Raw genomic sequence first — 17,342 nt, forward strand, 5'->3', positions numbered from 1 at the left:
CCCACGCCTTCCCATCCCGAACAGGACCGTGAAACGACTTAGCGCCGATGATAGTGCGGATTACCCGTGTGAAAGTAGGACATTGCCAGACACCCCATTAGAACGCCCGTACAGACAACTGTACGGGCGTTTTGCTTTGTGCCGTGCGAGCGCAATGCACTCTCCCTGCGCGTTCCACTCTGCCGGTCATCGATATTTCATTGCTTTCGTCAAATAAAATTTCCTTTTAAAACAATGGCTAATCAAAATTACAGCCAGAAACTGGTTTTGTTTGTCGATTTGTCAGACATAGATTCGTCGTACTCTTGAGCGCAGCAATTGAAGTGCTTGAATGCCGATGATCTTGAAGAACCAATGATGAAGGAGCTGAAGTATGGATTTCACGCCTTATCTGAACTTTGATGGCACTTGTGAAGAGGCTTTCCATTTTTACGCCAAAGTATTTAATGGCAAGATTCTGATGATGATGAAACATGGCGACATGCCGCCGGGTAACGAACCGCCGCCGGAGTGGGGCGAGAAGATTGTGCATGCCCGGCTTGAAGCCAACGGTCGTATCTTGATGGGTTCGGATGCACCACCGCAGTATGCAAAGAAGCCGCAAGGCTTTGCCGTATCGGTTTTGCTTGATACACCGGAAGAGGCCGATCGGGTTTATGCAGCGCTGTCCGCTAATGCCGAAGCTATTGATATGCCGATCCAGGAAACATTCTGGGCACAACGCTTTGCCATGTTGACCGACCGGTTTGGTATCCCCTGGATGATCAACTGTGAGAAGCGCGGTTAAGTGAACCGGTTGAAGGTTTGAGTCAATAAAAATGCCGGCAGTGCTGCCGGCATTTTTATTGGGCGCCCGGATTTACCAGGTTTGGCGGGTAAAGCTGTAGCCAAAGCGCACGATATTGCTGTGCTGCTTGTAGTCCAGCATGTTCTCGCCATATCCGGAGAAAACATCCGCAAAGAAATAGCCGCCTACAGCCGGCCACAGGCGGGTGAGCGGGTAGGTAAATTGCAGTTCTGCACTACCGTAGTCGGAGCTTGTGCCCTTGCGCAACGTGGTGGCGAGTTGCCAGCCATCGGGTGTGCCATAGATGATATCCAGATCAACAAAGCCACGATAATCGCGCATATCGGGGTTGTCGCTGCCTGGCGGGTAGTAATAGAGCTTGGGAGCAACAACCCATTCGCCTTTCTGGGGATCACCAAAGTGCAGAATCGGGCGTACAAAGGCGTAATTGATGCTGCGAGAGTCATCGCCGGCTTTGCCGTTGGACTCATGCCGTAGCCCGGTTTCCAGGCCCAGGCGGTTATACCAGCTGGCTTTTACACCGGTATCTGACACGTAGTAGAACAGGCTGGGCATGTAGCTGCTGTCTTCGAACGGGTGTGAATCCTCCGAGAGATTCCACATTGAGCGTTCAGTGAAGCCAAAGTACAGGTTATCCAGAAAGCTGCGGGACGCCGGGTTTTCCGGCAAACCCAGGCGGTATTTGAAGCTGATCTGGAATTTGGACGTGACATCCCCATTCTTGCCAACCCCAAAATACATGGGTTCATACGCGGAAAGACGTGACTCCGCCGCCCGCAAGAGCGTGGGGGAGGCTGCCGTTTGCTGGCCAGGTGTGGCGACGGTGGCCGATGTCGCCGGTGTACCGTCATCTTGTGTGGTCTGTTGGGGCGCTGGGTTAGCGTCGGTGATAGAGGCGGGGGCGCTGTTTTGAGTATCTTTACCGGTAGGCATGACGCCCAACGAAATCAGCACGGGGGCGGTATCAAAGCCGCCTAGCTGCACGCGGATGGTGCCGCGCAGATTGGCGGGGAGTGCAGCCTCATAAGCCACTTTGCGATAGGCCCCAGGTGCCAACTTGATGGTCTCCGGGCTGTTTGCGGCGCGTTGCAGATCAAGGGGCACCACCGGAAAATCGGCGCTGCTGACCATGGCTTTCAGTGTGGCGGGCAGGGCGATGGTGGTGTCGTGTTGCCCGGGGTTATCCAGCAGCAGCGTAAACGAAAGCGGGCTGCCTGCTTTGAGTGTGCTGGCCGGGTGCAAAACGGTGATTTCGGCGTGGGCTGGCGTGTACAGCAGAGCCAGTGCCGCGGTAAGTGGGCTCAGTACCCACAGGCTGAGCGCGCGATTGCAGCAGGCATGCACGGCAGTTCTCCCTTGGTTGCTATTGCCTGCCGCTTCACCGCAATGCGCGAGTGTTACGCAGGTTGATGTTGCCCTGCGTCAATCTTCTGTCAGCCTGACCTACGGTGTAGTCAGTAAGCTGCGCAATGCCGTGAAGGAATATTCCTGCACGTCGCGGCGGATCAAGCCCTGGCCAGGATTGTCCAGGTCCAGCGTGACATACACCACCATCGCCGTTAACAGCGCAAACCCCAGATATCCCGCCCAACTGAAACGGCCATTGGCGCCATGCACGTACCCGCTGGTATAGGCGGTGGCGATGGCCATGATGAACAAAAGCCAGACGATGGCATGGGGCATGCGCGCCTGTGCGGCAATTTGGCGGCTGGCGGCCAGTGAAAAAGCCCGATCCAGCGCATTGGTGGTCTGGGTACTGGCAAAAGCATTGGCTGGTTCACGTGACCACGCGGCTACCTTTTGCCAGATTTGCGCCTGCAAGATATCGCTGCGCGCGGTGATGGCGTTTCTGGCAGCGGCATCGTGTTCCTGCTCATAAAAGGCAATCTGCGTTTCCAGGTAGGCACGCAGATCCGTCCGCAACGCATTGCGTTCGGCCGGTGGGTACAGGTCCGCCCGCAAGATCACACCGTGTAGCGCGTTGGCGGCGTCCACCAGCAGGCTGGCGCGATTGTCAAAGCGGGAGGCCGCACCAGAAAACGTAAACGCCAGCAGCAAGCCCAGCAGACCAAACAGGCCGGTCTCGACCGCAGATAAACCATTGGGTGAGGTGGTGTCGCCCTTGTTGCAGCGGGCGGACCATGTTGCACCGGCCACGGCGGCCAGAAGCATCAGGATGGCAAGGAGTAACGCGATGAGGGTGCTGCTCATGGACAAGACAAAGCGGAGTGTGTGGGCGCCAATGCGCGATACGGCCAGAGACGCGTCATTTACCAGGTGCTAAGAAAGTCGTTGATGGCTGTGTCAAAGTCTGCCTGGAGTGCCACAAATCTGGGATTGGCCAGTTCTGGGGGCTCCGCGATCTGCGGCGCATCCAGTTTTTGTGCTTCATTCAGACCACCCGCCCACAAATTGGCGACGTAGACGAGATCAGCCAGGGAACGCAGCTGGTCCACCGGCGTGGTCCGTGGAAAATCGTGGTCCGCCGCAGCTTCGACCACTTCTTCTGGCAAACCCAGCGCGTCGAGCAAGATCACGCCAATACTCTCATGCCATTGCGCCACAAGGTATTGCACGGTATCCGGCCGTTCTACCAGTTCCGGATAACGCACTGCGTGGTGCAGGATATAAAACGCGCCCAGATCATGCACCAGCCCGGCCAGCAGGGCTGTGTCGGCATTCAGGTGCGGTGCCAGTTTCTGCGCCAGCACCCGGGCAATGGCGGCTGCTTTCAGGCTGTGCGTCAGGATCTCTCGCGAGAATGCTTCAAACGGCGATACCGCTTTCGATTGCGACATTTGCTCCATGGCACAGGCCAGCGCCAAAGACCGCGTAGCCTGCATGCCAATACGCATCAGTGCCTGATTCAGGTCAGTGACGGTGCTGCCATTGGGGTTGTAGGTGACCGAATTGGCCAGCTTCAATACCTTGGTGGTGACGAGTGGGTCTTTCTGGATTTCGATGGCAATTTTTTGAATGGTGGGCGCCTTGCTGCGCATCACCAGGCTGATTTTGGCTGTGATTTCAAAGCAGACCGGGAAAACGATATTGCCGCCCATTTCCTGGGCAATCTGTTCCAGGATATGAAAGCGTTGCTCATTGAGTTTGGTGCCGGAAATATCGGGTGCTTGGTGTTCGGTCGTCATCTTTTGCAATCAGGCAGCTAACAAGACGTTTTATTCTAGTTCATAAGCTACAAAGCGTGCAGGCGACATGAAATCTGGTGTCAGGAACTGTACGCTGGCCGCAACGGTCGGGAACCCCGGCGGTTTTCTGGTATCACAACGCTGTTTGCGCCGGGCTTTTGCCGCTCCGGCGTGCCATGGTGGAAGGGGGATCATTATTTCTGCTCATACTCTGGCGCAAATCCAGCGCGCAGCGTTCGGTTACTTTGAACACGAAACCAACCCGCAAAATGGCCTGGTGCTCGACAAGACAGCGCCAGACTGGCCGGCCAGCATTGCCGCCGTGGGCATGGGCCTAAGCTGTTGGCCGGTGGCGGTATTGCGCGGCTTTGTGGCACGCCCCCAAGCCGCAGAAGCGGTGCTGACCACGCTGCAGTTTTTCTGGCATGCCCCCCACGGGCCAGAGCCAGATGCCACGGGGCACCATGGTTTCTATTACCACTTTCTGGATATGCAAAGCGGACGGCGGCATGGCGGGTGCGAGCTCTCTACCGTCGATACCGCGTTTTTGCTGGCCGGGGCGCTGACCTGTGCGCAATTTTTTGATGGCGATGATCCGGCCGAGGCGCAAATCCGCACCTTGGCCGACGCGTTATATCGGCGCGCAGACTGGGTCTGGGCGATGGGGCCGTATCCTGCGGTCTCGATGGCCTGGACGCCGGAGGCGGGGTTTTCTCCGTCGCTGTGGGAAGGCTACGACGAAGCTTTGCTGCTGTATGTGCTGGGGCTGGGCTCGCCAACGCACCCGCTGCCGCCAGACAGTTACCACACCTGGACCACGGGTTATCAGTGGCAACATAACTACGGGCAGGCGTATTTGTATTCCGGCTCCATGTTTACGCATCAGCTATCGCATGTCTGGGTGGATTTTCGGGGCATCCAGGACGAATTCATGCGGGGCAAAGGGATCGACTATTTTGAAAACAGCCGGCGTGCCACGCTGGTGCAACAACGCTACGCCATGGATAACCCGCGCGGTTTCAAGCATTACGGCCCATTGTGCTGGGGTATCACGGCCTCGGATGGCCCCGGCCCGGCACGTAAGGTGGTCGATGGTGTCATGCGCGAGTTCTACGACTATATTGCGCGGGGGGTGCCGCATGGCCCGGACGATGGCACCCTGGCGCCGTGGGTCGTGGTGGCCTCTTTACCTTTTGCGCCGGAGATAGTCCTGCCGTGCATTGATCATTTTGTGCATGAGCTGGATCTGCATAACGGCAATCCGTACGGTTTCAAGGCGAGCTTCAACCCTACCTGGCCTGAGCCCTGCAATGGCCCCTTCGGCTGGATTTCGCCCTGGCATTTCGGCATTGATCAGGGGCCGGTGGTACTGATGATCGAGAACCATCTGCACGGCACCGTATGGCAGTGGATGCGGCAGTGCCCATATATCGTTCAAGGGCTGCGCCGTGCCGGTTTTAGCGGCGGCTGGCTGGAGTCGGCGGAGCGAATTGCGTAAAACTTGTCATGCTGACGTCACAATCGGCCCTTAAGATGCACGCATTCCCAAGGGAATGACTTGAGCAAGGCTGAGTCCGAGATGCCTTGCACCAGATACCTGTACAAAGCCCCGCCAATGCGGGGCTTTGTGTTTTGGCGGCGTGTCAGCGTTTCAATTCACTGCAAACGTATGCTTGCCGCTTGCCTTGGCGCGGTACATTGCCGCATCGGCCACGGCCAGCAACTGTTCTGCTGTCAGCATGCAGGCACCCGTGCAGGTGGCGATGCCAATGCTGGAGCGCAAGGCCACTACTTTGCCGTCGATATGGCTAACCTCGGCAATCCGCGCCAGCACTTTGCTGGCAACGTGACTGGCGGCCCCTTCCGGGCTGTCCAGACCTTCCAGGATGATGGTGAATTCATCCCCGGCCAGCCGCGTGACTACATCGGTTTCCCGCACCGTATGGCTGAGGGTGGTGGCAAAGGTTTGCAGTACCTTGTCGCCAAACTCATGTCCCAGCGTATCGTTGATCTGCTTGAAGCCGTCCAGATCAAGAAACAGCAGCGCCACACCCAGGGCAGTACGACGGCTGCGGGCGATGGTGTCATGCAAAATGCGCATGAATGCACGCCGGTTGGGCAGGCCGGTCAGCGGGTCGTGTTCTGCCTCAAACGCCAGCCGGTTCTCCAGGTTTTTGCGCTCGGTAATGTCTTGCGAGAGTAAGTAAAACCCTTGCACGTAGCCATCACCCCGGATGTCTGGCACCAGCGTCGTGTGGGTATAGCGTGTGCCTTCAGCGCGGGTCACGCAATTTTCATAACTGACCTGCTTGCCCGCCAGCGCTTGTGCAATATAGGGGCCAGCCACGGTCATGGCGGTCTCATCGACCACCTCAAGCATGTGCTTGCCGATCAGACTGCCATTGCTGCCACCAAACCAGTTCTCGTAGGTGCGATTGGTAAACTGATAGTGCAGGTGTTCGTCTACATGGCAAATCAAGCCGGGCATGTTGTCGGTCAGCAAGCGCAGGCGCCAGCGGCTGGAGAGGATTTCTTGCTCATCGGCCTTGCGCTGGGAGATATCGCGCAAAAAGGCGTTGACGATACGCTGGCCTTCAATGGTGTTTTCCGCCAGCGTCAGTTCGGCCGGGAACTCGCTCCCATCTTTGCGTAACGCCGGAAACTGCATGTGCCGGTGATCGCTGGGCCGGGTGTCGATAAACTGATCGAACCCTTTGCGGCCAGAGACACGCAGGGCCGGTGGAATGATCAGATCGCGCACCGGCTGGTGCAGCACTTCATCCCGGGTCCAGCCCAGAACCTGTTCCGCGGCCTGGTTCCAGGCGGTGACATTGCCTTGCGGGTCCAGCTCGATAAACGCGTCAGTGGCGTTAGCCAGCGTCAGCCGGAAACGTTCTTTTTCCAGTTGCAGCGATTGCTGCATGGCCGAGCGCAACTCCATTTCTTCACGCAACTGTGCAACAGCGGTAGAGAGTTCCAGCGTGCGTGTCATGACGCGCTGCTCCAGTTCGCCTTGCAGCGTCAACAGCTCGCTTTCCATGATTTTGCGTTGCGAGATATCGTTGATGATGGCGATGAACGAGCGTGTTTTGTCGAACTCGTCATGCATCAAGGACACCGTCAGCAAAATCCAGACGACATGTCCATCGGCATGGAAATAGCGCTTTTCCAGCGTATAGGTCGAAATTTCGCCTGCCAGCACCTGACCCACCAGCGCCAGGTCCTTGGGTAGATCATCCGGGTGGGTGATGTCCTGGAAGGTTTTTGCCAGCAATTGCGCTTCGGTGTAACCCAGCATCTGGCTGAGTTGCTGGTTCACGCGCAGCCATTGGCCCTCTGTGGACACAATGGCAATCCCCACGCCGGCATGTTCAAAGGTTTTCTCGAACAGGGTTTGCGTATGCGCCAGTTCGCGCTCGGCGCGATGGGCCCGCATAAAGGATTCTTGCTGCTGGAAATACTGCTCCACAATGGCCGCCAGATCGCGCAGCGTCGCAGCGTCCGTGTCTGAAAATTCGCGCGGTTGCGGGCTGATCAGGCACAGCGTGCCGATGGGCTGGCCTTCCAGCGAGCGGATCGGCTGGCCAGCATAGAAGCGGATGTGGGGTTCGCCGGTGACTAGCGGATTATCGGCAAAGCGTACGTCACGCAGGGCATTGCGCACCACCAGAGCGCCGGGCGCCAGAATGGCGTGGCCACAAAACGAGATATCCCGCGGGGTTTGGGGCGCGTCCAGGCCCACTTTGGATTTGAACCACTGGCGATCGGCATCGACCAGAGAGACGAGCGCGATGGGCACGTCAAACAGACGGCCGGCCATGCGGGTGACGCGGTCCAGTTCGTGCACCGGCGGCGTATCGAGCACACACATGGTCTGGAGCGCTTCCAGCCGGGTTTTTTCCTCTGGGTGCAGGGCAGGGGCAATCAAGTCATGTCTCTCCCGAAAGTACAAGATCATGATAATCAATCCGTTGCAAATTCCCAGCTTTGCACGGCGTATAGCGGGACAAGTGTCCGGACCGCACCACCTTGCCAGACAATGACTGACGCAAGAAATCGTCGCGTGCTCACAGTCGGCCTTGCTTGCACCCCGTAGGATGGTTCACGTGCAGAACAGCCGCTGCAACGGATCTGGCGGTTGTAGCAGAACTGCATTTCCTGACGAACCATCCAAAGAGGAAAGCATCATGAACAAAGATCAAGTGAAAGGCCGCATCAACGAAGCCAAGGGCGCCGTCAAGGAAACCGTGGGTAAAGCCACTGGCAACCCGGGCACCCAACTGAAGGGCAACCTGCAAAAGAATGCTGGCAAGGTTCAAGCCGCCGTGGGTGATGCCCGCGAAGACGCAAAGCAGACAGTGCGCGGTACCAAGCACTGATATCGCTGCCATGACTGCACGGGGTGGCCCCAACAGGCTGCCCGACTTGCACCCGACCTGACCGCTTTGGCGGTTACCTCTCCTTTGTCCGGGTGCCGCCGCGCTGCAAGAGCCGCCATCTTGTAGCGCGGCTTCTTTTTGTCCGTCGATTTGTCTGCCCATGTCGTCCAGATAACGGGCTAACCATTTGAAGATATGAGCAAATGTAGGATGAGGACGACAAAAGAATGGATGGCGCAGTGACAGGCGCAGTGTGGGCGAGCAGTTACATTGGATTCACGCAAAGCGGTACGTCACGGACTACCGCCAGCCCCACACTACAAGGAGAGTTGTCATGAAACGCGCTTGCATCGTTGCCGCTTTGTTGGTCGTCGCAACCCTGTCTGCCTGCAACACCGTCAAGGGTGCAGGTCAGGATATCCAGAAGGGTGGCGAGAAAATCGAAAATTCCGCCGAGCAACATAGCTGATCACAGCGGCCGGCCAGATCAGGACAGCACCTTCGGGTGCTGTTTTTCTTTGGAGAATGTACGGGGCAGCAGCACACGGGTGAACAGCCCTTTACCGGGTTCGCTGCGAAACTCCACCTTGCCGCCTATGGCCGTTGCCCGATGGCGGATGCCCTGCAAACCGTGGGTATCGCCCGGCAGATTATCCAGGTCGCAACCGGCACCGTCGTCCTCGATCTCCAGCTTCATGTGTTCGTCATCGACCATCAGACCAATCGATACCTTGCCCGCTTTGGCGTACTTGGCCGCGTTGGACAGGCTCTCTTGCACAATGCGATAGATGATCAGCGCCAGTGTTTCGTCGATCGGGGTGTCATCATCCGGCAGGGCGAGTTCCATTTGCCAGTTGCTGCGCTGGCCCGCGTCTTCAGCCAAAGAGCGCACGGAGGCGATCAGGCCGAACGTCGACAACAGGGAGGGGTGCAGTTCCTGTACCACCCGACGCTTGAACTGAATGCCCTGGTCCAGATTGCGCAGCGTGCGCTTAAGCTTTTCAAAGATGGCCGGATACTGCTCCTTGATTTCTCGCTGGACCCAGGAGATATCCATTTTGGTGGCCGTCAAAATAGAACCCAGTTCATCATGCAGATCGCGCGCCAGCTTGGCACGCTCGCGCTCCACGCCCATCTGGTAATCCATGGACAACGCTTTGAGTTCGTCGGTTTTTTCGTTGATGCGGGCATCAAGCACGGCATGGCGTTGCGTCATGTCCCGCGCCTGACGGCTCTTTTGCGCCAGCAGGCTGGAGAACAGCAACAGCAAACCCAGATTCAGGATTAACACCAGCACCCAGGCGGTAGCCACGGCAAGGCGCACATACAGCACCACCCGCAGCCGCGCGCTGCGCTCGGCCTCCAGAATGGTGTGTTCATTGCTGAGCAGTTCGTCGATGTGCCGGCCGATCGACGCCGCCAGTTCAAACCCGCGGTTGGTGTTCACCAGTTCCCGCCCGCGCTCCAGGTCGCCATTGCGGGCATAACCGACACCGATGTCCATCTCGGATAGTTTTTCGCCAATCTCCACCGACAATTGCTGCACTTTGCGTGCGTCACGCGGCGGGCCATTGCGCGGTACTTCGGCATAACGATCGACCATTTGTCCGGCCAGCGCCCGGATTCTGGGCACGGTCTGGTCGTAGTTCATCTGGTATTGCAGGTCGCCGTTAACCAGAAAACCGCGCTGCGCAGACTCCGCCTCCAGCAAGAGGCTGCGCAAATCCTGGAACGCCAGAATGCGCTGGTGGGTCGCCACAATGCTGGCGTTGTCTTCCTCCGCCTGGCCGATCCAGGTATCGCACAGCACTGCCGCCACCACGGGCAGCAGTACGGCCAAGGCTAGCCCCGCCTGCAAACGCCAACCCAGCGTCATGAGGATGCCAGGCAGATTACGCAGCATTTTCTTCATGGGATCAATGAACTCCAGTACGCGAATCAGGCATGCATCATGCCCTGGCCAGCGCATTGCACCCGCCCGCGCGTTGCCGTTTGCCGTGTAGGAATAAGCCGACAGCACCTTCAGTGGCGTCCGCATACGGGGGGGCAGGCAAGGTGCCTATAGTGGGTTTCAACACCACTGATGTTTGTATGCCACCTGGCTGCCGCATCAGATGTCCCCCATTTTACACCACAGCGCGCAGCTCGCCGCGCGCCATGCTTTGGAGTCCATCATGTCCCATACCGATGATTTTGTGCTCGATATCGGCGAGATCCGGGAAAAGGCGCGCAAAGATGTGCTCGACGGCGCCCAGACCTCATCGTACTCGGGCGACGTTGCCACGGTGATCCGCTTGTTGAATGAAGCGTTGGCAACGGAACTGGTTTGCGTGTTGCGCTACAAGCTGCATCACTATGTCGCCAAGGGCATCCAGTCTGAAGCCATTGCGGCGGAGTTTGCCGTGCACGCTACCGAAGAACTGGAGCACGCCGACAAACTGGCCGCCCGTATTGTGCAGTTGGGCGGCAAGCCGGATTTCTCGCCCAAGGGCCTCGCCGAGCGAGCCCACTCGGACTACGCCGAGGTGGATACCCTGCACGACATGATCCGCGAAAATCTGGTGGCCGAGCGCATTGCCATTGATGTGTACCGTGAACTGGTGCGCTTCATTGCCGACAAGGACCCGACCACACGACGGCTACTGGAAGACATCCTGGCGGTGGAAGAAGAACACGCCGACGAACTTTCAGACTGGCTGGTCAAAACCAGATAATAATCCGTTATCCAGATAGAGAGGCAGCGGGGCGGTTCAGGCATCGCCCCCGAGGAACAACATGGTGAACAGCACGAATAAACGACGCATTTTGCTGGTGGATGACCACGGCATTGTCAGATCGGGTATGCGCTCACTGATCGAGCTTGAAGATGATCTGGAAGTGACGGCGGAAGCGGCCTCCGGTATGGAAGCGCTGCAACTCATCCGTAAACAGGATTTCGATATTGTCTTGCTGGATATCTCCATGCCGGACAAAAACGGCGTGGATACTCTGCGCGACATGCAGCGTATCAAGCCAGAACTGGCGGTACTGATACTGTCTGGCTATGCCGAAGAATTGTATGCGCTGAACCTGATCCGCTCGGGTTGTCGGGGTTATTTGTCCAAGGACGCAGACCCCTCCGAGATCATCAAGGCGATCCGTACCATCTGCAACGGCCGCCGCTACGTCTCGGTAGAACTGGCCGATTTGCTGGCTAACGAGCTGATCAAGCCCAGCGACAAACGGATGCACGAAATGCTCTCCGAGCGAGAGTTCCAGGTGTTCTACAAGCTGGCCAGTGGCAAATCGCCGACGGATATCGCCAACGAATTGTTCCTGAGTGTGAAAACCGTGAGCACCTACCGTGCCCGCGTGCTGGAAAAGATGAATCTGAAAACCAACGCAGATCTAACCTATTACGCGATCAAGAACGAACTGATCAACTGATAAGGGGCGACGCAGCGCACGAAGGGGAATGCGTTGAAAGTCCAACCAGGGTCACCACGATCAGACGACGGCGGCAGGCGGCGCTTTGAAGGCCGCTCTATGCACAACAGCCATACCGGCGACATGGCCGCAGGCTGCCAGAACAATGAATCAAGCTGTCGGAACAGATCATGAGTACAGAACTGACCTCTCCACCCGCTGAAACCGGTACGGCGCCGGTGGTGACCGCTTTGCTGGTCGAAGACTCCGTTTTGATCCGCGAAGCGCTGGTCGAGGCACTGTCTGCCAGCGGCCATGTGGTGTTTACCGCTTTTGCTGCTACTGCCAACGACGCCATCGCCGCACTCAAACAACAGCGTTTTGATCTGGCGGTGATTGATCTTGAATTGCTGGAGGGCACCGGTTTTGATGTGCTCTCTTACATCAAGAACAACGAACTCAATCCGCCGGTGCGTGTGGTGCTGACCAACCACGCATTCAGCCTGTACGAACGACGCGCCCGCATGCTGGGTGTCGAGCACTTCTTTGACAAATCCATGCACTTTACCGAGGCCGTGCAGACCATTGAGAATGTGCGGCCGCGTTTGCCGGATTTACCCGCCTGATATTGGTGCACGTGTCCCTCCCGCTGGTGCTGGCTGACAGCGTTGGCGGGGCGGTGTCAGACAACCCCCACAAACGCACCGTCTGGGCCCTACAGGGCAATCAGGACCAGAGGGACAGTGCGTGACCCCGCGCCGCCGTACAGTGGAATCACCGAACGAAAACATCAAGGTGACGACAATGGCCAAATATCTGGTTGCGTGGTTTCTGGGGGTCCCGTTCTCTTTGTTACTGCTGTTTTATCTGCTGTTCCATTGAGTGCGGTTTGCGGTCTGGTGTGAGCCGTGGCCACGCTGACCAGCCCCGATCATCTTGTCCCTGTTTGTCCAACGCGCTTCTTAAGCAAAGGAGTTATCCCAATGCCCATCCAGCGTATTTCGATGTCCCTGTTGATCGCGTCCGTGCTTGGCATGGGCGCACTGGCCGGTTGCCAGAAACATGAAGATACCGAACCCCTGGCCGCGTCCAGCGTGGCCTCTTCGGCGGCCATGACCGCATCGACGCCAGACGCACCCGTCAGCACAGAACAATCGGGTGCCAGCGATTCTTCTGCCTCAGCCAAATTGCAGGACGCTGCATCTGATGTTGCCGCCGCGGCATCCAGCGCCAAAGATGCGCTGGCCGAATCTTCTGCCAAAGCGGGGGCCAAACTGGACGACGCGACGGTGACCACCCGCGTCAAAGCCGCGCTTGCCAAAGACGCCGGCCTCAATACGCTGGCGCTGAATGTGACCACTACTGCCGGCGTGGTGACGCTCTCTGGCAATATCAATTCTGAGGCCAAGCATACGGAGATCAAATCGGTGGTCTCGGGCGTGGATGGGGTAGGGTCGATTGTTGATAACACCACGGTGAAGGGGCAGTAGACCGCTTCCCCCTTGGTCGGATAAACGCCAGTGCCCATGCGCTGGCGTTTTGCTTTGCGAGGGTCAACTCCCGCCGGATAATGGTGGTTTACCCGTGCCTGAAGCGTACCGTGTCCTCTGCCATTCTTTACACCTTCCGCCGTTGCCCCTATGCCATCCGCGCCCGGCTGGCGCTGGCCGTCAGCCAGGTTGACGTCGTGCATCATGAAGTTAGCCTGCGCGACAAACCTGCTGCCATGCTGGCGATTTCCCCGAAAGGCACCGTGCCGGTATTGCAGCTGGCAGATGGACACGTGCTGGAGCAAAGCCTGGAGATCATGTTGTGGGCGCTGGCGCGGCACGACCCCCAAGGCTGGCTGACCGGCGCGGGCTGGGACGCAAGCGCGCAGCAACTGGTGGCCCGCAATGACGGTGAATTCAAATGTGCGCTGGATCGCTACAAGTATCCGGAACGCTTTCCCGAGCAGGATCAGGTCTGCTATCGGCAGCAGGGTGAAGCTTTTTTACTGGCGCTGGAGCAGCGCCTGGCCGGGCAGCCCTGGTTGGCGGGTGCGCAAGCCGGTGTGGTGGATATGGCAATCCTGCCCTTTGTGCGGCAATTTGCGCATGTTGATAAGGCGTGGTTTGTCGAGGCACCTTACCCAAAGGTGCGCCAATGGCTGACCGCGTTTCTGGACAGCGCGCTGTTTTTGGGGGTCATGGAGAAGACGGGGGCGTAGTGACCATCGCTGCGCTTCGGATCCGCCCTGGAGAACGTAGATGCATCGCAGCTGGCTTCCGGGGGCCGCAGAGGACCGGAATGACGGATCAGTGGAATGTGCATGGCCATAACACCGTAGCCCGGATGAAGGCCACAGGCCGGGAATCCGGGGTGGCTATACCGGAAAAGAACACCGCCCTGGTCAACATTGCCACCCCGGATTCCCGCTCCGCTTCATCCGGGCTACGTGACCGGATTCCGGCGCAAGGGGGCTGCCGAGGACCGGAATGACGGATCAGTGGAATGTGCATGGCCGTAACACCGTAGCCCGGATGAAGGCCACCGGCCGGGAATCCGGGGTAGCTATGCCGGAAAAGAACACCGCCCTGGTCAACATTGCCACCCCGGATTCCCGCTCCGCTTCATCCGGGCTACGTGACTGGATTTCCGCTCAAGGCCGGAATGGCGAGTCCGTGGGATGGGTGTGGGGTTGGCCGTAACCTGGTTACATGTTCCCGCCGGTATCAAACGATTTTCAACGCCGCACCGCAAGGCGCCAGCACGAATTCTCCGGCGCAAGCCCACCGCCACCCACTGGCCCAATCCCGCGCCCAACACAAAAAAAAACCGGATAACCCATGACGGGAAATCCGGTTGCCGAAGTAGAGCAGGGAGGGAAAACAGGTTTGGCGGCGCTACCAGCCGCGCATAAAGCCCAGCACAACGCTGACCAGAAAAATCACGATAAACAGGAAGAACAGAATGCGGGCAATTTCCGCGGCGCCAGCAGCAATGCCGGTAAAACCCAGCAGTGCCGCGATCAGGGCAATAACAAAAAAGACAACAGCGTAATGCAGCATGACGGACTCCTTTGCGGTTCTGGCGTTATTGGAATAACGGTCGGGCCGGTGCACGCGCAAGCTTATGCGGTGCGGCGCTCGGATTGCGGACGTAATCTGCCGGCGCTGGCCAGCAGGGATGGGCGAACGGGCATTTCAGCTTCCATGGCATTGATACTGGCGTTGAGTGCGGCGCTTTGCCCGAAGCCGAACTCAATCTCGTTCAGTGCAAACAACAATTCGTCACGGCAAGAGGCCACCATCTCGCACACGGCGCCACGGTGGATGGTTTTCCAGCCTTCCAGGCAACGCATGGCGGGCATGAACGGACGGGTTTCAGCGTTCAACTGGGCGACCAGTTGTCGTGGCCAGTTTTCGCGCAGTTCATCTTCATGCTTGCCCAACAGGTACGGCATGTAGTCCGCCACGGGATTGCGCAGGTGACTGCATGCCAGGTCCTCTTCCAGCCAGGACGGGATCATGTCGGTGGGGACCAGCATGGCTTCAATCACGAGTTCATTGCCTTGCAAACGCACCCAGGCTTGTGCGCCCACCACCCGGTACTCTGGCAGCGCGGCGTCATCGGGATAGCCATTCAGTTCATGGTCGGCCCAGCGTTGCACCCGGGCATTGCCGGCGGCAATGGCGAGGCGTTGCGTGCGCTGCAACAGGTTCACCAGGCTGGTTGTCCGGTTATAGAGTGCGTCCCGGATGGCTTTGCATTCACTCATGATGTGCTGCCTTTCTCTATGGGTGTTATGGGGTGTCAAACAGGTTTTTGTTGCCATGAATGCATGGTACGGCGACCCCGGTCAGCGCAATGTCGGGTGGCGGGCGCGACGTGCTGTCGGCAGGGCCGTCAGGTTTGGTAGGTGATGTCTGACAAGGGCAGCGCTCTGTCCGGGGCGCAAAAAAACAGCCACCCGCGTTTGTGCGGGTGGCTGGTCGTCGTCAGTGCGTGGCCGCATTAGTGCGGCAGATTGTCTTTCCAGTACGGATCAGCCTGGTAGTAGCTGTGCAGATTGCTGGACCATTGCTCGTCGGCAAAGGTCGGCCAGTGGTCCTTGTCGAACCCTGGTGCGTTCTTGAGTGTTTCTTTATCCACGCCGATCAGCGTGAATTCCTTGTTGACCTCATCGAGCTTGATTGAGGACCACGGCAGGGCGAACAGTTTGTCGCCCATACCCAGAAAACCGCCGAAGGACAACACGGCATAGGCCACGCGGCCATTGGTGACATCCAGCACAAACTGGTCAATCTTGCCCAGATGTTCGCCTTGTTCGTTAACCACCTTGTAGCCTTCGGCCTCGTGGGAGGCAATAACCTGTGCGGTCAGGCCGACTGTGCTGGTGGTAGTGCGCGGGGTGGAGGTATACGACTGATTGCCAGGCAAGGTCATGATGGACTCCTTGGTGAGTGGATTAACAACGCGCCAGGCCAAAGGGCTGCTGTTCTGTCTTTACAGCGGGTTTCTGACCCGACGAGTTCATGGTGAACCGTGGGCGTCAGGGGGAATGTCGGTGCTGGACGGGATTGGTGTGCGGGAAAGGGCAATGGCGGGAGGGGGTGAGGACTACATGCGCCAGCCCTCAGAAAAAACCGAAAAAAACAGCCCGCCGGACTGGCACGTCCATCGCGGGCTGGCAGGGGCAGGGTCAGGCTGATCGTGCAAGCGGGCCGGGTGGCCCGCTTCAGATCAGGCGCAAGCCTTCTGGCTGTACCAGTTCCTGTTCATCATTGACCTGTAGTGCGGGCTGAACTGTCAGCGCGCTTTGTTTCTGGGGGCAACTGGCAGGCAGGCTTAAAACATCGCCTGCGGCAATGGCATGTTCTGCCAGCAGATAGCGACCATAACCTTGCAGCAGCGGTGAGGCAGATTCCTCAATCGGTTTGCAGGCGGCCCGTGTCGCACGGGGTTGCACAATCAGGCCGGCCGGGGTGATTTGGGCTTGTTCAATACCGGGGGCGCTGGCCGTGGTATCTGCGGCATCAGCGATGTTCATGGCCTGGTTGACGGCAAGCACAAACGCCGCTGCCGCCAGCATGTCCAGCATAAAACCAGCTGCACGGCCGCCAGCACGCTGGCGGCGCAGGGTTGAAGTGTCCATGACAGCATCTCCTCGATCCTGAAACGGCTCGTTATTAAAAAAGAACATGGGATTGACCATTAAAAATGGGGTAAAGCGGGCGCGCTTACACCACGCCCAGAACCAGCAATACGATCAGAACCACCAGCAATACGCCGGTGCCTCCGCTTGGTCCGTAGCCCCAGTTACGGCTGTGCGGCCAGGTGGGCAGCGCGCCGATGAGGATCAAGATCAGAACCACCAAAAGTATCGTGCCTAACATTGCGGTCTCCTTTGTGTGTTGTTGGTTTTCCGCAGGAAAGCCGGCAGCGCGGCTTTTCCACGCTTTGCAGCTTACATACAGGGCTGGCCGGAGCATGTCGGTGGCATACGCGGCATGCCAAAGAAAGCCTCGCGTCGCTATGTAGGACGGTGCTGACGTGCCAGTTGATGGTGGTGGATAGGCGTTTTCCTACACGACAAGACGTACCGCCCGCATGGCTTTACCC

The 17,342-nt window shown here is 58.1% G+C and carries 20 protein-coding genes and 1 rRNA gene; 11 read left to right on the plus strand and 10 right to left on the minus strand.

Annotated features, from left to right (window positions below):
* Both rrf and HNQ50_RS04210 read left to right on the plus strand, forming a co-directional pair.
* Positions 1-91, plus strand: a 5S ribosomal RNA gene (rrf, locus tag HNQ50_RS22585); the annotation flags it as partial.
* A gap of 282 nt (positions 92-373) precedes the next feature.
* Positions 374-787 (plus strand): VOC family protein, encoded by a 414-nt coding sequence (locus HNQ50_RS04210; protein ID WP_184097961.1) that lies wholly within the window; start codon positions 374-376, stop codon positions 785-787.
* A gap of 72 nt (positions 788-859) precedes the next feature.
* On the opposite strand, the gene HNQ50_RS22455 is transcribed toward HNQ50_RS04210, so the two are convergent.
* The 3 genes from HNQ50_RS22455 to HNQ50_RS04225 form a co-directional block, all read right to left on the minus strand.
* Complete coding sequence (locus tag HNQ50_RS22455; protein ID WP_184097963.1) at positions 860-2,152, minus strand: phospholipase A; 1,293 nt, start codon at positions 2,150-2,152, stop codon at positions 860-862.
* A gap of 99 nt (positions 2,153-2,251) precedes the next feature.
* The gene (locus HNQ50_RS04220) at positions 2,252-3,019 is read right to left on the minus strand and encodes a bestrophin-like domain (protein WP_184097965.1); all 768 of its coding nucleotides are present in this window, start codon (positions 3,017-3,019) and stop codon (positions 2,252-2,254) included.
* A gap of 59 nt (positions 3,020-3,078) precedes the next feature.
* Positions 3,079-3,954, minus strand: a complete 876-nt coding sequence (locus HNQ50_RS04225; RefSeq protein ID WP_184097966.1) for an HDOD domain-containing protein — start codon at positions 3,952-3,954, stop codon at positions 3,079-3,081.
* 67 nt (positions 3,955-4,021) lie between these two features.
* Here HNQ50_RS04225 and HNQ50_RS04230 point away from each other — a divergent pair, with 67 nt between their 5' ends.
* Complete coding sequence (locus HNQ50_RS04230) at positions 4,022-5,452, plus strand: glucoamylase family protein (protein WP_184097969.1); 1,431 nt, start codon at positions 4,022-4,024, stop codon at positions 5,450-5,452.
* Positions 5,453-5,605: 153 nt separating this feature from the next.
* Here the strand turns inward: HNQ50_RS04230 and HNQ50_RS04235 are convergent, their stop codons facing one another.
* Positions 5,606-7,912 (minus strand): PAS domain S-box protein, encoded by a 2,307-nt coding sequence (locus HNQ50_RS04235; RefSeq protein WP_184097971.1) that lies wholly within the window; start codon positions 7,910-7,912, stop codon positions 5,606-5,608.
* Positions 7,913-8,141: 229 nt separating this feature from the next.
* Between HNQ50_RS04235 and HNQ50_RS04240 the strand changes: the two genes are divergently transcribed.
* Both HNQ50_RS04240 and HNQ50_RS04245 read left to right on the plus strand, forming a co-directional pair.
* Positions 8,142-8,333, plus strand: a complete 192-nt coding sequence (locus tag HNQ50_RS04240; RefSeq protein ID WP_184097983.1) for a CsbD family protein — start codon at positions 8,142-8,144, stop codon at positions 8,331-8,333.
* A gap of 334 nt (positions 8,334-8,667) precedes the next feature.
* Positions 8,668-8,802 carry an entericidin A/B family lipoprotein gene (locus HNQ50_RS04245; RefSeq protein WP_184097984.1) on the plus strand — a complete coding sequence of 45 codons (135 nt, stop codon included), beginning with the start codon at positions 8,668-8,670 and terminating at the stop codon, positions 8,800-8,802.
* Between the two features lie 18 nt (positions 8,803-8,820).
* Here HNQ50_RS04245 and HNQ50_RS04250 read toward each other — a convergent pair whose 3' ends face one another.
* A complete protein-coding gene (locus tag HNQ50_RS04250) occupies positions 8,821-10,371 on the minus strand; it encodes a CHASE3 domain-containing protein (RefSeq protein WP_184097986.1) in 1,551 nt (516 codons plus the stop codon).
* Between the two features lie 136 nt (positions 10,372-10,507).
* Between HNQ50_RS04250 and HNQ50_RS04255 the strand changes: the two genes are divergently transcribed.
* The 6 genes from HNQ50_RS04255 (at position 10,508) to HNQ50_RS04280 (ending at position 14,428) form a co-directional block, all read left to right on the plus strand.
* On the plus strand, positions 10,508-11,047 hold the full coding sequence (locus tag HNQ50_RS04255) for a ferritin-like domain-containing protein (RefSeq protein ID WP_184097988.1): 540 nt from the start codon (positions 10,508-10,510) through the stop codon (positions 11,045-11,047).
* Positions 11,048-11,108: 61 nt separating this feature from the next.
* Complete coding sequence (locus tag HNQ50_RS04260; protein ID WP_184097990.1) at positions 11,109-11,759, plus strand: response regulator; 651 nt, start codon at positions 11,109-11,111, stop codon at positions 11,757-11,759.
* Positions 11,760-11,929: 170 nt separating this feature from the next.
* Positions 11,930-12,364 (plus strand): response regulator, encoded by a 435-nt coding sequence (locus HNQ50_RS04265; protein WP_184097992.1) that lies wholly within the window; start codon positions 11,930-11,932, stop codon positions 12,362-12,364.
* Between the two features lie 357 nt (positions 12,365-12,721).
* Positions 12,722-13,228: a BON domain-containing protein gene (locus tag HNQ50_RS04270; RefSeq protein ID WP_184097994.1), complete on the plus strand. Its 507-nt coding sequence runs from the start codon at positions 12,722-12,724 to the stop codon at positions 13,226-13,228.
* Between the two features lie 110 nt (positions 13,229-13,338).
* The gene (locus HNQ50_RS04275; RefSeq protein WP_184097996.1) at positions 13,339-13,947 is read left to right on the plus strand and encodes a glutathione S-transferase; all 609 of its coding nucleotides are present in this window, start codon (positions 13,339-13,341) and stop codon (positions 13,945-13,947) included.
* Between the two features lie 268 nt (positions 13,948-14,215).
* The gene (locus tag HNQ50_RS04280) at positions 14,216-14,428 is read left to right on the plus strand and encodes a hypothetical protein (protein WP_184097998.1); all 213 of its coding nucleotides are present in this window, start codon (positions 14,216-14,218) and stop codon (positions 14,426-14,428) included.
* A 195-nt stretch (positions 14,429-14,623) separates the two neighbouring features.
* Here HNQ50_RS04280 and HNQ50_RS04285 read toward each other — a convergent pair whose 3' ends face one another.
* The 5 genes from HNQ50_RS04285 to HNQ50_RS04305 form a co-directional block, all read right to left on the minus strand.
* On the minus strand, positions 14,624-14,788 hold the full coding sequence (locus tag HNQ50_RS04285; protein ID WP_184098000.1) for a DUF1328 domain-containing protein: 165 nt from the start codon (positions 14,786-14,788) through the stop codon (positions 14,624-14,626).
* 62 nt (positions 14,789-14,850) lie between these two features.
* The gene (locus tag HNQ50_RS04290; RefSeq protein ID WP_184098002.1) at positions 14,851-15,498 is read right to left on the minus strand and encodes an AbiTii domain-containing protein; all 648 of its coding nucleotides are present in this window, start codon (positions 15,496-15,498) and stop codon (positions 14,851-14,853) included.
* Positions 15,499-15,734: 236 nt separating this feature from the next.
* Entirely contained in the window at positions 15,735-16,166 is a 432-nt protein-coding gene (locus tag HNQ50_RS04295; RefSeq protein WP_184098004.1) for a PRC-barrel domain-containing protein, read from the minus strand.
* A 292-nt stretch (positions 16,167-16,458) separates the two neighbouring features.
* Entirely contained in the window at positions 16,459-16,875 is a 417-nt protein-coding gene (locus HNQ50_RS04300; protein ID WP_184098006.1) for a hypothetical protein, read from the minus strand.
* 85 nt (positions 16,876-16,960) lie between these two features.
* Positions 16,961-17,116, minus strand: a complete 156-nt coding sequence (locus HNQ50_RS04305; RefSeq protein WP_184098008.1) for a DUF3309 family protein — start codon at positions 17,114-17,116, stop codon at positions 16,961-16,963.
* Between the last annotated feature and the right edge of the window lie 226 nt (positions 17,117-17,342).

Source organism: Silvimonas terrae (assembly GCF_014202765.1).
GTDB lineage: Bacteria > Pseudomonadota > Gammaproteobacteria > Burkholderiales > Chitinibacteraceae > Silvimonas > Silvimonas terrae.

Excerpts from the sequence above, each read along its gene's own strand:
- HNQ50_RS04230 (WP_184097969.1), top strand. The coding sequence starts at position 4,022 with ATGAAATCTGGTGTCAGGAACTGTACGCTGGCCGCAACGGTCGGGAAC.
- HNQ50_RS04235 (WP_184097971.1), bottom strand. The coding sequence starts at position 7,912 with ATGATCTTGTACTTTCGGGAGAGACATGACTTGATTGCCCCTGCCCTG.
- HNQ50_RS04255 (WP_184097988.1), top strand. The coding sequence starts at position 10,508 with ATGTCCCATACCGATGATTTTGTGCTCGATATCGGCGAGATCCGGGAA.
- HNQ50_RS04285 (WP_184098000.1), bottom strand. The coding sequence starts at position 14,788 with ATGCTGCATTACGCTGTTGTCTTTTTTGTTATTGCCCTGATCGCGGCA.
- HNQ50_RS04250 (WP_184097986.1), bottom strand. The coding sequence starts at position 10,371 with ATGCGGACGCCACTGAAGGTGCTGTCGGCTTATTCCTACACGGCAAAC.
- HNQ50_RS04290 (WP_184098002.1), bottom strand. The coding sequence starts at position 15,498 with ATGAGTGAATGCAAAGCCATCCGGGACGCACTCTATAACCGGACAACC.
- HNQ50_RS04270 (WP_184097994.1), top strand. The coding sequence starts at position 12,722 with ATGCCCATCCAGCGTATTTCGATGTCCCTGTTGATCGCGTCCGTGCTT.
- HNQ50_RS04265 (WP_184097992.1), top strand. The coding sequence starts at position 11,930 with ATGAGTACAGAACTGACCTCTCCACCCGCTGAAACCGGTACGGCGCCG.
- HNQ50_RS04225 (WP_184097966.1), bottom strand. The coding sequence starts at position 3,954 with ATGACGACCGAACACCAAGCACCCGATATTTCCGGCACCAAACTCAAT.
- HNQ50_RS04240 (WP_184097983.1), top strand. The coding sequence starts at position 8,142 with ATGAACAAAGATCAAGTGAAAGGCCGCATCAACGAAGCCAAGGGCGCC.
- HNQ50_RS04220 (WP_184097965.1), bottom strand. The coding sequence starts at position 3,019 with ATGAGCAGCACCCTCATCGCGTTACTCCTTGCCATCCTGATGCTTCTG.
- HNQ50_RS04280 (WP_184097998.1), top strand. The coding sequence starts at position 14,216 with ATGACGGATCAGTGGAATGTGCATGGCCGTAACACCGTAGCCCGGATG.
- HNQ50_RS04260 (WP_184097990.1), top strand. The coding sequence starts at position 11,109 with ATGGTGAACAGCACGAATAAACGACGCATTTTGCTGGTGGATGACCAC.
- HNQ50_RS04245 (WP_184097984.1), top strand. The coding sequence starts at position 8,668 with ATGAAACGCGCTTGCATCGTTGCCGCTTTGTTGGTCGTCGCAACCCTG.
- HNQ50_RS04210 (WP_184097961.1), top strand. The coding sequence starts at position 374 with ATGGATTTCACGCCTTATCTGAACTTTGATGGCACTTGTGAAGAGGCT.
- HNQ50_RS04300 (WP_184098006.1), bottom strand. The coding sequence starts at position 16,875 with ATGGACACTTCAACCCTGCGCCGCCAGCGTGCTGGCGGCCGTGCAGCT.
- HNQ50_RS04295 (WP_184098004.1), bottom strand. The coding sequence starts at position 16,166 with ATGACCTTGCCTGGCAATCAGTCGTATACCTCCACCCCGCGCACTACC.
- HNQ50_RS04305 (WP_184098008.1), bottom strand. The coding sequence starts at position 17,116 with ATGTTAGGCACGATACTTTTGGTGGTTCTGATCTTGATCCTCATCGGC.